A 15,411-nucleotide genomic window follows, 5' to 3' on the forward strand; every position below is an offset into this window, starting at 1 on the left:
TATCCCGACGCCACCGACCCGGAGCGCAAAATTGTTGAACAATATTCGTCAATAGGGCATCCTGAAGGGAAACACGCCACGAGACGGAGGTCACTTTATGCCGGTCATCGACCTGAATTCGGACGTCGGAGAATCGTTCGGCAACTGGTCCATGGGGGACGACGCCGCGATTTTCGAGTCCGTCTCCAGCGCCAACGTGGCCTGCGGCTTCCACGCCGGAGACCCCTCCACGATGGCCCAGACCGCCCGCTCCGCCGCGGCCGCCGGCGTCACTATCGGCGCGCACGTCGCGTACCGGGACCTGGCCGGGTTCGGCCGCCGATTCCTTGACTGCACCCCGACCGAACTCGCGGACGACATCCTCTACCAGCTCGGCGCCCTGCAGGCGATGGCGGCGGCCGCCGGCAAGCGCATCCACTACGTTAAGCCGCACGGCGCGCTATACAACACCATCGTGACCCACGAGCCGCACGCGCAGGCCGTCGTTGACGCCGTCCGCGCCCTCGGCGGCGACCTGCCCATCCTCGGGCTGCCCGGCTCGGCCGTGCACGCCCGTGCCGCGGCCGCCGGGCTGCGCACGGTCACGGAGGCCTTCGCGGACCGGAATTACACCCCCGAGGGCACGCTGGTGTCGCGGCGGGAGCCGGAGGCCGTCATCCACGATCCGGAGGCGGTCACCGCCAACATGGTCCGCCTGGCCACGGAGGGCACCATCACGGCGATCGACGGCACCGTGATCCGCACAGACGCCGAGAGCATCTGCGTCCACTCGGACACCCCCGGCGCGGTCGCCATGGCCGCCGCCGTGCGCCGCGGGCTCGAGGAAGCGGGCGTGAACATCCGGAGCTTCGCGTGATGTTTCCCAGCCTCCGCCGGTTTGGGCCGACCGCGCTCTTACTGGAGCTGACGGACCTCGACCAGGTCCTCGCCCTCGCCGCGCACCTGCAGGCCCACCCGCTGCCCGGCGTCGTCGAGGCCGTGCCCGCGGCCCGCACCATCCTGCTGCGCTGCGCCTCGGCGCGGGACGCCGATGCCGCGGCCGAGCTCTGTGCCGCCGGGTTTGACGTGGCCGGGCTGGACGCCGCGCCGGAGACCGGCCGCACGGTGGAGATCGAGGTGGTGTACGACGCCGCCGACCTCGCCGACGTGGCCCGGCTCACCGGGCTCTCGGAGGACGGGGTGGTCAACGCGCACACGGGGTCCGTGTGGACGGGCGCCTTCGGTGGGTTTGCCCCGGGCTTCACGTACTTGGCCGGCGGCGACGCGCGCCTGAACGTGCCCCGGCGGGAGTCTCCCCGCACCGCCGTGCCCGCCGGGTCCGTGGCCTTGGCCGGCGAGTTCTCCGCCGTCTACCCCCGGACGAGCCCCGGCGGGTGGCAACTGATCGGTCGCACCGACGCCGCGCTGTGGGACCTGAACCGCGAGTCCCCGGCCCTGATCGCCCCGCTGGATACGGTCCGATTCACGGCCGTGCGCGAGCGCGTCACCGCGACCGAGCGTTCCGTTCCCGCCGAGCAGGCCGAACAGCCCCACAAGGCCGAACAGGCCGACGGCGGCAAGGAGAACCCCGCGACCAGCGGCCTGACGGTCCTCGACGCCGGCCTACAGTCGCTCCTCCAAGACGGGGGCCGGCCGGGCCAGTCAAACCTCGGCGTGCCCTCCTCCGGCGCCGCGGATGCCGTGTCGGCGCAGCTGGCCAATCGCCTCGTCGGCAACCCAACCGGCGAGGCCGTGGTGGAGATCCTGCTGGCCACCGCTACCGTCCGCGCCGAGGGGGACCAGGTCTTGGCCCTCGCGGGGGCCGAGGCCCACGGCGTCATCACGCCGGCGCCACAGGACGAGCGCCGCCGCGAGCGCACCGTCGCCACCGGCCGCCCGTTCGCTTTGCTCGATGGGGAGACGCTGGCGCTCTCCCCCGCCGGCGAGGGACTACGCGCCTACCTAGGGCTGCGCGGCGGCATCGACGCGGAGCCCACCCTCGGCAGCCGCGCCACGGACACGCTCTCCGGGCTGGGGCCCGCACCGCTGGCCGCCGGCACGCGGCTGGGGCGCCGCCTGCGCGGCGGACTCGGCCCGGTCTGGCCGGAGGCTCCCGCTCCGGACGCGGCACGGGACGACGACGGCGCCACCGTTGTGCGCGTCCACCCCGGCCCCCGCGACGACTGGTTTGACGACGGGCTGGCGGCCCTCACCGCCCACGCCTGGCGCATTGGCCAGGACTCGAACCGGGTCGGGATCCGCTTAGAGCTGCCCGATGCGGATGCAGAGCAGCACGCACCACGCCCGCTGCGCCGCAGCCGCGAGGGCGAGCTCGCAAGCGAAGGCATGGTGGCCGGGGCCCTGCAGGTCCCGCCCTCCGGCCTGCCCGTGCTCTTCGTCGCGGACCACCCCGTCACCGGCGGATATCCCGTGATCGCCACCGTAGTGCCCCAAGACCTGCCCCTGGCGGCCCAACTACCGCCGGGCGCCACGGTCCGCTTCGCCGTCGTGCCCCACGCGGCCGACTCCCCGACCCACACCACCGCCGCACCGGCCGCCACGCCCCACGCCGCGGCCGCCCACCCCGAACCCGCCGGAGGTCATCGCATGAGCCCTGCACCCACACCGACGCACCAGCCGCAGCCGCTGCGCAAGGTCCTCATCGCCAACCGCGGAGAGATTGCGGTGCGCATCGCCCGCGCTTGCGCGGACGCGTCCCTCGCGTCCGTGGCTGTGTACTCGGACCCGGATGCGGACGCGCTCCACGTGCGCGCCGCGGACGAGGCCTACCCGCTCGGCGGACGCACCAGCGCGGAAACCTACCTCGATCAGGAGAAGATCCTCGCCGTCGCCCGCGAGTCCGGCGCGGACGCCGTGCACCCCGGCTACGGATTCCTCTCCGAGAACGCGGAGTTTGCCGAGGCCGTCATCGCCGCCGGCCTCGCGTGGGTGGGCCCGGCCCCGCAGACCATCCGTGACCTAGGGGACAAGATCAAGGCCCGGGAGATCGCCGTCGCCGCCGGCGCCCCGCTGGTCCCCGGCAGCGATGGCCCCGTGGATTCGGCGGAGGCGGCCCGCGCCTTCGCCGAGGAGCACGGCCTACCGGTGATCATCAAGGCGGCCCACGGCGGCGGCGGGCGCGGCATGCGCATCGCCCGCCAACTCGGCGAGGTCGAGGACGCCTTTGCCGCCGCGGTGCGCGAGGCGGAGGGGGCCTTTGGCCGCGGCGAGTGCTTTGTGGAGCGGTTCCTCGACACGCCGCGCCACGTGGAGGCCCAGGTGCTGGCGGACACCCACGGCAACGTCGTCGTGGTCGGCACCCGCGACTGCTCGCTGCAGCGCCGGAACCAGAAGCTGGTGGAGGAGGCGCCCGCGCCGTTCCTCACCGCGGACCAGCGCGCCCGGATTCACGACGCCGCCCGGCAGATCTGCCGCTCGGCCGGCTACGTCGGCGCCGGGACCGTGGAGTTCATGGTGGCCCCGGACGGATTGATTTCCTTCCTCGAGGTCAACACCCGCTTGCAGGTGGAGCACCCCATCACGGAAGAGACCACGGGCGTGGATCTGGTGGCCGAGCAGCTGCGCATTGCCGCCGGCGAGCCGCTGAGCCTCACCGAGGATCCGGCCCCGCGGGGCCACGCCTTCGAGTTCCGCATCAACGCCGAGGATCCGGCGCGCGGCTTCCTGCCCACCCCGGGCGACGTGACCCGCTTCGAGGCCCCCACCGGCGCGGGGGTTCGCGTGGACACGGGCGTGCGCTCCGGATCCACGGTGCCGGACGTGTATGACTCCATGATGGCCAAGCTGATCGTTTCCGGGGCCACCCGTCAGCAAGCGCTGCGCCGGGCACGCCAGGCGCTGGCGGACTTCCGGATCGAGGGCGTGGCGACGGTGCTGCCGTTCCACCGCGCGGTGGTGCAGGAGGAGGCCTTCGCCGGCACGGAGGAGTTCGGCGTGTACACCACGTGGATTGAGGACGAGTTCTCCGCCGCCCTGGCCCCCTCGGACGATGTGGCCTTGCCCGCCCGCTCCGGCGAGCGCGAATCCATCACCGTGGAAATCGACGGCCGCGCCCACCAAGTCGGCGTGCCGGCGGACCTGCTCGCCGCGTTGCGCGCCGGCAGTGGCGCCGTCGCCACCGCCGACTCCGGGGAGGACGACGGCGCCGCTGAGGCGAACGTGGTGACCTCGCCGGTCAATGGTGGCTTCGTGAAGTGGTCGGTCGACGACGGCGCGACAGTCTCTGCCGGAGACGCGGTGGCCGTTGTGGAGGCGATGAAAACGGAATCGCCGGTGTCCGCGCCGTGCGACGGCGTCTTCACGCGGGCCGACCTGCACCCGGGGGATCAGCTCAGCCGCGGGCAGGAGCTCGGCCGGATCGCGGGATAGGTTGGTTCTATGCCAACCTCTACCGCACCGCGCTTCACGTTCCCGGATCACGTCGCCCCGCACGCGCACTCGGGCCCGTGGGCGGCGGCCGCGCTGCGGTCCTCGATCGCCGATGGTCAACTGCGTCCGGGCACCAAGTTGTCCGAGCAGCAGTTGGCCGACGCGCTGGGGGTGTCCCGCAATACACTCCGGGAAGCCTTCACTATCCTCGCGGCGGAACTGATCGTCACCCGCGTGCCTAATCGGGGCGTCTTTGTCACCTCCCCCGGCGCCGAGCAGGTCCGTGAGATCTACCGGGTGCGGCGGCTGTTGGAACCGGCCGCGGTGCTCTGGGGCACGGCGATTGACGTTCCCGCTCTCGAGGAGATTGTGGCGGCGGCCCAAGCCGCACGGGCCGCGGCGGATGTGGACGCCATGGCGCAGGCCAACCAGCAGTTTCACGAGCAGCTCATTCGCGGCACGGAAAGCACGCAAGTGCAGCGCCTCATGCGTCAGGTGCTGGCCCAGATGCGCCTCGTGTTCCACGCTATGGCGCAGGCCCCGGATTTCCATTCGCACTATGTGGAGGCCAACGCCCAGCTCGTTGAGCTGCTGCGGGGGGATCGCCGGCCGGAGGCCGCCGAGCTGCTGCGCGGCTACCTCGATCAGGCGGAGGCCGAACTCTTGGCCCACCTCGCGGCCGATGCCGCGGCCGTCGCGCAGGCGGACTAGGCACCCTGCGCGGGCGGCGCCGCGGACCCGCCGCGGCGCCCCAGATCACGAGTTGAAAAAAGTCTGGGAAAAGCCTTGTAGTTTGATTGTTAGTATAGTGTACTAACGTTCATGGATGCTTCACGGGGCCCCTTCCGGGCCACCAACTCGGTGACCCTGCCGTCCCACGGCCGGGCCCACAACCTCTCCGTCGTACTGCAGACCCTCTACTCGGAGGGCGCCATGAGCCGCGCGGATCTGTCCCGCGTCTTGGGGCTGACCCGCGTGACCGTCTCCGACCTCGTCTCCGAACTCCTCGGCCGCAATCACGTCGTCGAACTCGGACAATCGGACAAGGTCCGCCCCGGCAAGCCGGCCACCCTCGTTGACGTCAACCGTCGCGGCCTGCAAATCATCGGCCTCGACCTCGCGGAAAACTCCGTCCTGCGCGGCGCCGTTCTGGACCTCGACGGCAACATCCTGCACCGCACCGAAACCGTCCTGTCCAACGAGCGCGGCGAGGACGTCACCCAGCTGGTCCTCGCCCTGGTGCGGGACACCATCGCCGCGGCCACGGCCCCGCTGCTGGGCATCGGGGCCGGTAGCCCCGGCGTGGTCGACGCCGACGGCCGGGTCCTCACCGCACCCAACCTCGCGTGGACCGACGTGCCGCTGCGCGACCTGCTGGAGAGCGAATCCGGCTTGCCGGCCCTCGTCGCCAACGACGCCGATGCGGCCGTGTTGGCCGAGTACACCTTCGGGGCCGGAGCCGATGACATGATCCTCGTCAAGGTCGGCCGCGGCGTCGGCTCGGGACTCATGGTCAATGGTCAGCGGGCGCGCGGGGTGCACTCCGCCGCCGGCGAGATCGGGCACGTCGTCGTCGGGACCGACGGCGGCCTCGACTGCACGTGCGGTAAAACCGGATGCCTCGAAACCTGGCTCTCCGTCCCCTCCCTCGAGCGCGGATTGACGGCCGCCGCCGACGCGGCCGAGCCCCAAGCCGCCGCCAACGCCGTCCTCGAAACGGCCGGCGAGCGCCTTGCCGTCGCCCTCGCCCCCATCGCCGGGGCGTTGGACCTCGCCGAGGTCGTGTTGAGCGGGCCCACCCACCTGCTCGACGGCGTGCTCCGCGCCAGCGTCGAACGCACCCTCACCGCGCGCATGCTGCCCCAACGTCCACCCCAGCTGACCATCCGGCTCGCCAAGGAGCCCCAGGACGTCGTCCTGCGCGGCACCGCCGTCATGGTCCTGTGGAACCAACTCGGGGTCTCCTAATGGCCCCCGCCCCGCCCGGCACCGGCCGGCCCACCAACCAACAACAACGCACCACCAACCATCACGCTCCGAAAGGATCTGCCATGAAGAAGCACCTCGGGTTGGCGGCGGTCACCGCCACCGCCGCCCTCGTCCTGACCGCTTGCGGCGGCAGCTCACCCGCCTCCACCGACTCCTCGGAGTCGATGGACCCGGCCGCCAACGCTGACAAGAGCATCACGCTCTGGCTCGCCGGCGGCGACACCCCCGATGAGTTGCGCACCTACCTGCAGGACACGTTCACCGAGAAGACGGGCGCCACCCTGAAGATCGAGGAACAGGGCTGGGGGGACCTGGTCACCAAAATGACCACGGCACTGCCGGACGAGAACAACACCCCGGACGTCGTCGAAATGGGGAACACCCAGTCGCCGACCTTCACCAACATCGGCGCCTTCTCCGATATCTCGGACATGTACGAGGAGCTCGGCGGATCCAAGCTGATCCCGTCCTTCGTGGAAGCCGGCGCGGTCGACGGCGCCAACTTCACGCTCCCCTACTACGCCGGTTCCCGCTACATGTTCCAGCGCACCGACGTGTGGGAGGAGGCTGGCGTCGAGACGCCGACGACGCTCGAAGAGTTCAACGACGCCGTCAAGACGATCACGTCGGAAAACCCCCGCGACATCAACAACTTCTCCGGGTTCTTCCTCGGCGGCCAGGACTGGCGCAACGGCATTTCCTGGATCTTCGCCAACGGCGGCGACTTGGCCAAGAAGGAGGGCGACACCTGGGTCTCCACGCTGTCCGACCCGAACACGGTGAAGGGCTTGGAGCAGCTGCAGGACCTGTACCAGAACGCCTCCAAGGCTCCGTCCGACGCCAAGGACGCCACCCCCTGGCTCTACATCAATGACACGGACCAGATCCTGGACGAGGAGGGCAACGCGACGGGCGACACCTCGCTGGCCGCGGCCACCATCATGGCCCCGGGCTGGGCCCACTGGTCCATCGGCGACCTCGTGGAGCAGGACGGCGAGAGCGTGCGCGAGTGGAACGATGAGAAGTTCTCCGCCTTCGTGCTTCCGGGCACCGACGGCGATCCGGCCCCCGTGCTGGCCGGCGGTTCCAACATCGGCATCTCGGCCGCCTCCCAGAATCAGGAGCTCTCCCGCGAGCTGCTGCGCATCATCTTCTCCGAGGAGTACCAGACGATGCTCGGCGAGAACGGCCTCGGACCGGCCAACTCGGACTACAACGATTCGCTCGGTGACGATCAGTTCGCTCAGGCCGCCGTCGCTTCCGCCTCGAACTCCAAGCTGACCCCCGCCGCTCCAGGCTGGGCGGCCGTGGAGTCCTCGATGATCCTCGAGGAGTTCTTCGGAAAGATCCGCGACGCCGATGACCTCACGGCCCTGGCCGAGGAGTACGACGCGAAGATCGACCCGATGCTCAACATCGACTAAGTAGCACGCCGCCGCGGCTGGGGCGGGAAACCGCCCCAGCCGCTCATGGCTCTCCCCCGACGGGGACCCCGTCTCTGCTGATGAAAGGCCAGTCCGTTCCATGTCCATTCATGCTCCGGCCCCCGAGGGGCACGCAGTTCGCCAGGATCCGCCCGGCGAAGCCCCGGAGAGCGCACCGGCACGCGAGCCACGGCGGCGTCGTTCCCGCGTTCCCGCGCTGCTGATTCTGCCGACGCTGCTCATCCTCATCGCCGCGCTGGGCTACCCCATCGGGTGGCAGCTGGTCACCAGCATGCAGAAGTTCGGGCTGACCCAGCAGTTCGGTGCCCCGCCGGAATTTGTGGGCTTCGCTAACTACGCGGCCCTGCTGACGGACACCAACTTCTGGGTGGTCCTCGGCCGCTCCCTGCTCTTCTGCTTCTTGGCCGCCAGCCTGACCGTGGTGATCGGCTTCCTGCTGGCCGTGCTGATGAAGCAGGTCGGCACCGTCGCCCGCCTCATCCTGCAGATCTCCATGCTGCTGGCCTGGTCCATGCCGATCGTCGCCGCGATGACCGTCTGGGTCTGGCTGGTGGACTGGCGCCGCGGCGTCCTGAACTGGCTGCTCACGCGCGTCGGGTTCGACGCCGAGGGGCACAATTGGCTGGCCGAGCCCGTCACGTTCTTCGCCATCGCGTTGATCATCGTCGTCTGGATGTCCGTGCCGTTCGTGGCCCTGAGCATCTACGCCGGCCTGTCCCAGATTTCGGATGAGGTCATGGAGGCCGCTGAGATGGACGGCGCCGCAGGCTTCCAACGCATCCGCTACATCATCATGCCGCTCGTGGCGCCCGTGCTGTCCATCGTGATGCTGCTGCAGATCATCTGGGATCTTCGGGTCTTCACCCAGATCAAGCTCCTCCAAGACGCAGGCGGCGTGGCCAACGAGACCAACCTGCTGGGCACCTACATCTACCAAATGGGCGTCGGGGCCGGAGACTTCGGCACGGCCAGCGCCGTCTCGGTCCTCATGCTCGTCATCACGGTGGCGATCAGCTGGTACTACGTCCGCTCGCTGATGAAGGAAGAGAACTAACCATGCGCCTCTCCTCGCTCTCCCGCCCCCTGTGGACCGCCGTGGCGATCGTCATCGCTCTGGCCTGGGCCTTCCCCGTGTACTGGATGTTCAACTCGTCCTTCCTCCCCAACACGGTGCTGCAGTCCACCACCCCCACGTTCCTACCTTTCGGCGGCTCGCTGGATAACTTCAAGGCCGTCTTCGCGGATGGCACGTTCCTCCAGGCGCTCGGGATCTCCCTGACCGTCACGCTGACCACCGTCGTCGTCTGCCTGATCGTGGCGTTCCTCAGCGCGCTGGCCATCTCCCGATTCAAGTTCAAGGGCCGCCGCTCCTTCATCCTGGCGATGCTGCTCATCCAGATGCTCCCGGCCGAAGGCATGTTTATTGCCCAGTACAAGATGATGAGCTCGGTGGGCCTGCTCAATAACGTCCTCGGGCTCAGCGTGCTCTACATCGCCGCCGTCGTGCCCTTCACCATCTGGATGCTGCGCGGATTCGTCGCCGGCGTGCCCGCGGAGCTGGAGGAGGCGGGCATGGTGGACGGGCTCTCCCGCACCCAGGCTTTCATGCGCATCACCCTGCCGCTGCTGGCACCGGGGTTTGTGGCCTCCGGCGTGTACGCGTTCCTGCAGGCCTGGAACGAGTTCACGGTGGCGCTGGTCATCATGACCGAGGACCAGATGAAGACTTTGCCGCTGTGGCTGCGCGGGTTCGTGCAGGCCTCCGCGACGCGTGAGACCGACTGGGGCATGGTCATGGCCGCCTCCATGATGGTGGCCGTGCCGGTGATCATCTTCTTCATGATCGTCCAGTCGAAGATGTCCAGCGGCCTGGTCAGCGGGGCGGTGAAGGGCTAATGGCCTCGACGACTCACACGAACACCACCACGGAACGGGAACCCCACGTGACGAACACTGACTCCCTGTACCGGTTGGCCGCCGGCACCCTCATGCCCGGATTTCAGGGGACGACGGCGCCCGCATGGGTCCTGTCTGCGCTCGACGAGGGCTTGGCCTCCGTCTGCATCTATGGGCCCAACATCGCCTCCCCGGCGCAGGTCACCGAGCTCATGGGCGCGCTGCGCGCGGCCGCGCCACAGGCCTTGTTCACGCTCGATGAGGAGGGTGGAGACGTCACGCGCCTGCACTACCTCACGGGGTCTAACCAGCCCGGAAACGCTGTGCTGGGGCGGTTGAACGATCCCGCCACGACCGCCAGCTCCGCGGCGGCCATCGCCGCCGAGCTGCGGGAGCTCGGGTTCAACCTCAACCTCGCCCCGGACGCGGACGTGAACTCCACGGATACCAACCCCGTCATTGGGGTCCGGAGCTTTGGCGCGGACGCCGAGCTTGTAGCCCGTCACACGGTGAGCTGGGTCGCGGGGCTGCAGGATGCCGGGGTGGCGGCCTGCGCCAAACACTTCCCCGGGCACGGAGACACCAGCACGGACTCGCACCACACTCTGCCCACCATTGACGTGGACCGGCAGACGCTGACTACCCGGGAGCTGGTGCCGTTCGCCGCCGCCATTGACGGCGGCATCGCCAGCATCATGACCAGCCACATCATGGTCCCCTCGGTGGATTCGGAGCACCCGGCCACGTTTTCCCGCGCCATCCTCCACGACCTGCTGCGGGCCGAGATGGGGTTTGAGGGGGCCATCATTACCGATGCGCTCGACATGGCTGGCGCCAGCGCGGAGACCGGCATCGAGGTGGCCGCAGTCCGTGCCCTCGCGGCGGGGGCGGACTTGCTCTGCCTCGGCTCCGAAACCACGCAGGAGCGTTACGCAGGGATTGTGGAGGCCATTGTCCGTAGCGTGCGGGACGGGCACTTGAGCCTCGAACGCCTCCAGGACGCCGCGCGCCGCACCGCTGAGCTCGCCGCTGCCTACAGCCCGTCCGCCAACTGGCCAGAGGCGACTGAGGCCCCGGGTCCGGCCATCGCTGCGGCGTTTGACGTCTCCGCATCGGCCCGTCGCTGGATCGAATTGCCGCAGGCCGCAGAGTTCGTCACGTTTGACTCCGCCACCAACCTTGCGGTGGGCCACGTGCCGTGGGGTCCCGCGGCGGTGCAGGCCCACACGGACATCGGCAACATCTCCGCGGATTCCAAGCTCGCGCTCATCGGGCGCGGCATCGATGAGCATCACGGCATCTGGAAAGCCGCCGCAGACTTGCGGCGGTCCGGCCGGGAGGTCATCGTCGTCGATTGTGGTTGGCCACGCATGAAAGTCGATCTGGTGACGTTCGGCGCCTCGCGTGCCGTCGCTGCTGCGCTCGTAGATTTTTTGACTCGCTAAACCATCTAGTCACAGGGCTGATCCGGCCCGTTGTTGCGCCGCCTCGCGCCGCATTTCGGGTGCCCGCTGTTGGCTGGCGTGCAGAAAATTCATAGAATAGACCAAATTTGTGCCAGAGGCCTCCGGGCCGCCTTTGGCATGCCCTTTTCACCCTGAAGGAACACATGCAGATCAGAAAAACGCTCGGCGGCGCCCTGACCGCCGTCCTCGCCATGGGCTCACTCGCCGCCCTCGCCACCCCCAGCTACGCCGCGCCGACGTATGACATCGAGCAGTGCATGCCCAGCAGCGGCCTGGGGACCGTGGCCTCCAACGGCACCGTCACGCCGCTACCGAAGGACAACAACGTCAGCGTCTACGCTGGCGGAAACTTCAGCCGCATCGAGGGCGCCGAGCTCGAGGGCCAGCTGGTGGTCGACGGCGATGCCGACCTGGGCAGCGGCGCGTACTCGATGGGCCGCGTCGGCGTCGGCTCGGGCATGATGCCCACGGCCGGCTCCGATGTGTTGCGCATCGGCGGGGACCTGTCCTTCCCGGGGCCGGGCACCGTTGAGGTCTCTCTGATCGACGAGCAGGACACCCTGCTCGAGTCCCACGTCGCCGTCGGCGGCGCGGTCACCGGCGCCGGGACCATCGCCGTGCCGGGCGCGGGAAGCTCCATCGACGAGGGCCTGGGCCGGGAGGCGGCACTCGGCGAGCCGAGCTTCGCCGATTGGCCGAGCAACGACTTCGCCGTGTTGACCTCGTTCATCGACCAGAACGTCAATCACGTCGACAACGTAGCCGGCACCGCCACCAGCGAGTTCGGCACGCTCAGCCTCAACGGAGATGCGTCCGCGGCCCGCCACACGTTCACCGTAGATGCCGCAGACTTGAACGGCTTCTCGCTGCAGGTCGGCGAGAACATTGACCCGACCGAGCCGATCATCATCACCGTCGAAGATGCTGCCGCGACCCTGAGCATTCAGGGACTCTTCGATTCCACAATGCAGGCGATCGACCCAACTTCGGCCCGTTTTGGCCAGTTGGCTTCGCAGATCCTGTGGGTGTTCCCCAACGCCACGGACGTTGAACTCGGCGGCGCGCAGTTGCCGGGTAGCGTCGTCGTTCCGACGGCGGGCTCCACTACCAGCATGACGGCTGCGGGCACCAACGGTCGCGTATGGGTGGCCGGCGATTTGATCCAGAACCGCGCCGGTTCTGAATTCCACAACTTCCCGTTCATCGGCAACCCGGACTCGACGTGCAATGAGCCGCCGACGTCCCCGGTGGTGACCACCGAGGTCGCACCCGTGACCCCCGACGTCACCCAAGCCCAGTGCATCGACGGCGAAGCCACCGAACCCACCATCACCCTCCCCACCACCGAGGGCATCACCTACACCATCACCGGCACCGTCGAAGCCGGCAACACCGTCACCATCACCGCCACCAGCGATGAAAACACCACCCTCACCGAGGCCGACGGCTGGACCCTGAACAACGACGGCACCGCCACCCTCGAAATCACCCTCGAGAACCCCGACTGCACCGAGCCCACCACCGAGGTCGCACCCGTGACCCCCGACGTCACCCAAGCCCAGTGCATCGACGGCGAAGCCACCGAACCCACCATCACCCTCCCCACCACCGAGGGCATCACCTACACCATCACCGGCACCGTCGAAGCCGGCAACACCGTCACCATCACCGCCACCAGCGATGAAAACACCACCCTCACCGAGGCCGACGGCTGGACCCTGAACAACGACGGCACCGCCACCCTCGAAATCACCCTCGAGAACCCCGACTGCACCGACGAGGCGCTGCCGACGGAGACCCCGGATCCCACGCCCACCCCGGTCGAGCCCACGGATCCGGACACCCCGGATGCTCAGGTTGATGAGGACGGGCAGGCGGGCGGCTCGTCGGATTCGGACGAGCTAGCCAAGACGGGTGTGACGCAGGCACCCATGATCGCCCTCGGCCTCGCCTTGCTGCTGGCCGGTGGCGTCCTGCTGGCCGTCCGCCGCAAGCGGGCCTAGCGGTCGAGCGATAACAGGGGAGGGGCCCGGCGGTCATCCGCCGGGCCCCTCCCCTGTTGCGTGCCGCGCTGTGGCGGCTCTTGACTCGGCTAGGCCCAGAGCGCGGCCAGGCCGGAGAGCGAGTTCCACCCGAGGAAGAGCGTCAGGAGCCACGTGATCGCTCCCAGTACCAGCAGCCACATGGGGTACGCGTAGCCCTGCAGCAGGTCGCGGCGGCGCCACGCCACCCAGAGAAGGACGCCGAAGCCGACCGGCAGGATGAGGCCGTTGAAGGCGCCAGCAAAAATAAGCAGCGTTTGCGGCGCCTGGCCGAGGAGCAGGAAGGCGGCCAAACACACGGCGATGAAGCCGATGGTGAGCCAATTGCGCGTGCGTACTGCCGTCGTCGTGCGCGTGATGAAGGAGACCGACGTGTAGGCGGCGCCGATGACGGAGGTGAGCGCGGCCGCCCAGAGGATGACGCCGAAGAGCCGCATGCCGATCTCGCCGGCGGCTGCGCCGAAGGCCTCGGCCGCCATGTTGTCGCTGGTCAGCGCAACGCCACCGGCAACGACGCCGAAGATGGCCAGGAAGAGCAGCACGCGCATGACGCCGGTGACGATGATGCTGAGGACCGAGCTGCGGGTGACTTCCTTGACGTGCTCGACGCCGGACGTGCCGGAATCCAACATCCGGTGGGCGCCGGCGTAGGTGATGTAGCCGCCGACTGTGCCGCCGATCAGCGTGGTGATGGTGAGGAAATCGACCTCGGCGGGCATCACGGTGTTCTTCAGCGCCTCACCGACCGGGGGTGCGGCGACGATGGCCACGTACAGCATCAGCAAAATCATCATGGCACCGAGCAGCACGACGATGCGGTCGAGCGCCATCCCGGCGCGCTTGGACACGAAGATCAGAATCGCGATGACGGCGGAGATGGCGCCGCCGATCTGTGGATCCCATCCCAGCATGGCGTTCATGCCGAGGCTCGCGCCGGCGATATTGCCGATGTTGAAGACCATGCCGCCGATGAAGACCAGCGCGGCGAGGAACCAGCCGATGCCGGGCAGGACCTTGTTGCCCAGCTCTTGGGCGCGCATCCCGGAGACGCCGATGACGCGCCAGACATTCAGCTGGACGGCAATGTCGACCAGGATCGAGACGACGATCGCGAAGGCGAAGGCGGCGCCGAGCTGCACCGTAAACACGGTGGTTTGGGTGATGAAGCCGGGCCCGATGGCGCTGGTAGCCATCAGGAACATGGCCCCTAGCAGCGCTGTACGGCGGGCCGAGGCGCTGAGTTGGGGCTTCTCGGGGGCGGCGGACATAGGAAACCTTCCGGTGCGGGTGCGAGAGTCGGCACGGTGTTCGCCCTCACGTGAGGGGCGTCACGGCGCAGGTATTGAGAGGACTCTACTGGTTGTTCAACAATCGGCGCAATAATTTGTTGAACAATGTCGCCCGCAAGGCGGCGTCCGGCCCGCCGCGCCTACATCTCCAGCAGCGGACCCAACGAGTACGCCAGCGACAGGGAAACGGCGTTGTTGAACGCATGGAGCACGTACACATACCCCAGGGACTTGCCCGTGAACACGTAGGCCAGAGACATGGTCACACCGAGCACGATGTACGGAACCGCGGCCACCAGATCGAAGCTCATGGTGCCAATGAAGTGCAGGGCAGCGAATGCCACCACGGAGATCAGCACGCAGATCCACACCGGAACCTTGCGGCTCATTTTGCCGATCAGCAGATGCCGGAAGATGTACTCCTCCACTAGCGGCCCCATGATCGCTACCGTGAAGAACATCGTCAGGAACGGCACATCCTGGGTCATGGATTCAATGGCCAGCTGATTCTCGCTCTTGGTCGGGTCCGCGCCCGAGGCGACCAGCAGACCGGTGGTCGTCATGATGGACGCGAACCAGAGGCCGGGAATCAACCCGAACTTCAACCACGGGTGGTAGGAAAATGTCCCGAAGGTGCGAAACAGGTGGGGCGCGACGACGATCATGACCGCCGTGAACAGCAGGACGTAGGAGAGCAGGTTCACGGAGAACAGGGCCCGGCTCTCCGTCCCAAAGAACTCCACATACCCGGGCACGAGCACCAGCAAGCCCATCAAGCCCAGTCCCATCAGCAGGACATACAACACCAGCACGGCCCCGTCGGCGCGGCGGAACGCGCCGGCCTCATACACCGGCTGTTTCCGCTTCGGCGGGAGCTGGTACGGCGTGGGCGGCAGAGGGGGCTGATCCATAGAAG

General features: G+C 68.5%; 11 protein-coding genes and 1 pseudogene. 10 read left to right on the top strand and 2 right to left on the bottom strand.

The window, feature by feature from the left end; genetic code table 11:
* The first annotated feature begins 97 nt into the window (after window positions 1-97).
* The 10 genes and pseudogenes from IW252_RS07000 to IW252_RS07040 all read left to right on the top strand — a co-directional run bounded on the left by IW252_RS07000 (window position 98) and on the right by IW252_RS07040 (window position 13,167).
* Window positions 98-856: a LamB/YcsF family protein gene (locus IW252_RS07000; RefSeq protein ID WP_196835908.1), complete on the top strand. Its 759-nt coding sequence runs from the start codon at window positions 98-100 to the stop codon at window positions 854-856.
* A pseudogene (locus IW252_RS13525) lies at window positions 856-2,472 on the top strand (5-oxoprolinase subunit B/C family protein); the annotation flags it as partial. The gene IW252_RS07000 and the pseudogene IW252_RS13525, both read left to right, overlap by 1 nt.
* A gap of 153 nt (window positions 2,473-2,625) precedes the next feature.
* Complete coding sequence (locus IW252_RS13530; protein WP_231366319.1) at window positions 2,626-4,368, top strand: acetyl/propionyl/methylcrotonyl-CoA carboxylase subunit alpha; 1,743 nt, start codon at window positions 2,626-2,628, stop codon at window positions 4,366-4,368.
* Between the two features lie 9 nt (window positions 4,369-4,377).
* Window positions 4,378-5,079: a GntR family transcriptional regulator gene (locus IW252_RS07010; RefSeq protein WP_196835910.1), complete on the top strand. Its 702-nt coding sequence runs from the start codon at window positions 4,378-4,380 to the stop codon at window positions 5,077-5,079.
* 111 nt (window positions 5,080-5,190) lie between these two features.
* Window positions 5,191-6,336, top strand: coding sequence for an ROK family protein (locus IW252_RS07015; protein ID WP_196835911.1), 1,146 nt, complete (start codon window positions 5,191-5,193; stop codon window positions 6,334-6,336).
* Between the two features lie 83 nt (window positions 6,337-6,419).
* Window positions 6,420-7,781, top strand: a complete 1,362-nt coding sequence (locus IW252_RS07020) for an extracellular solute-binding protein (RefSeq protein ID WP_196835912.1) — start codon at window positions 6,420-6,422, stop codon at window positions 7,779-7,781.
* A gap of 100 nt (window positions 7,782-7,881) precedes the next feature.
* Window positions 7,882-8,856, top strand: coding sequence for a carbohydrate ABC transporter permease (locus tag IW252_RS07025; protein ID WP_196835913.1), 975 nt, complete (start codon window positions 7,882-7,884; stop codon window positions 8,854-8,856).
* Between the two features lie 2 nt (window positions 8,857-8,858).
* On the top strand, window positions 8,859-9,698 hold the full coding sequence (locus IW252_RS07030) for a carbohydrate ABC transporter permease (protein ID WP_196835914.1): 840 nt from the start codon (window positions 8,859-8,861) through the stop codon (window positions 9,696-9,698).
* A 47-nt stretch (window positions 9,699-9,745) separates the two neighbouring features.
* Window positions 9,746-11,143 carry a glycoside hydrolase family 3 protein gene (locus IW252_RS07035; RefSeq protein WP_331271475.1) on the top strand — a complete coding sequence of 466 codons (1,398 nt, stop codon included), beginning with the start codon at window positions 9,746-9,748 and terminating at the stop codon, window positions 11,141-11,143.
* A 164-nt stretch (window positions 11,144-11,307) separates the two neighbouring features.
* Entirely contained in the window at window positions 11,308-13,167 is a 1,860-nt protein-coding gene (locus IW252_RS07040) for a choice-of-anchor A family protein (RefSeq protein WP_196837159.1), read from the top strand.
* Window positions 13,168-13,256: 89 nt separating this feature from the next.
* Here the strand turns inward: IW252_RS07040 and IW252_RS07045 are convergent, their stop codons facing one another.
* On the bottom strand, window positions 13,257-14,474 hold the full coding sequence (locus IW252_RS07045; protein WP_231365938.1) for an NRAMP family divalent metal transporter: 1,218 nt from the start codon (window positions 14,472-14,474) through the stop codon (window positions 13,257-13,259).
* Between the two features lie 161 nt (window positions 14,475-14,635).
* Window positions 14,636-15,406: a CPBP family intramembrane glutamic endopeptidase gene (locus IW252_RS07050; protein ID WP_196835916.1), complete on the bottom strand. Its 771-nt coding sequence runs from the start codon at window positions 15,404-15,406 to the stop codon at window positions 14,636-14,638.
* Between the last annotated feature and the right edge of the window lie 5 nt (window positions 15,407-15,411).

The organism is Zhihengliuella flava, assembly GCF_015751895.1.
Taxonomy (GTDB): domain Bacteria; phylum Actinomycetota; class Actinomycetes; order Actinomycetales; family Micrococcaceae; genus Zhihengliuella; species Zhihengliuella flava.

Bases quoted from the DNA above. Each gene is read 5' to 3' on its own strand.
- IW252_RS07000 (WP_196835908.1), top strand. From the start codon at position 98: ATGCCGGTCATCGACCTGAATTCGGACGTCGGAGAATCGTTCGGCAAC.
- IW252_RS07025 (WP_196835913.1), top strand. From the start codon at position 7,882: ATGTCCATTCATGCTCCGGCCCCCGAGGGGCACGCAGTTCGCCAGGAT.
- IW252_RS07050 (WP_196835916.1), bottom strand. From the start codon at position 15,406: ATGGATCAGCCCCCTCTGCCGCCCACGCCGTACCAGCTCCCGCCGAAG.
- IW252_RS07010 (WP_196835910.1), top strand. From the start codon at position 4,378: ATGCCAACCTCTACCGCACCGCGCTTCACGTTCCCGGATCACGTCGCC.
- IW252_RS07045 (WP_231365938.1), bottom strand. From the start codon at position 14,474: ATGTCCGCCGCCCCCGAGAAGCCCCAACTCAGCGCCTCGGCCCGCCGT.
- IW252_RS07030 (WP_196835914.1), top strand. From the start codon at position 8,859: ATGCGCCTCTCCTCGCTCTCCCGCCCCCTGTGGACCGCCGTGGCGATC.
- IW252_RS07020 (WP_196835912.1), top strand. From the start codon at position 6,420: ATGAAGAAGCACCTCGGGTTGGCGGCGGTCACCGCCACCGCCGCCCTC.
- IW252_RS07040 (WP_196837159.1), top strand. From the start codon at position 11,308: ATGCAGATCAGAAAAACGCTCGGCGGCGCCCTGACCGCCGTCCTCGCC.
- IW252_RS07015 (WP_196835911.1), top strand. From the start codon at position 5,191: ATGGATGCTTCACGGGGCCCCTTCCGGGCCACCAACTCGGTGACCCTG.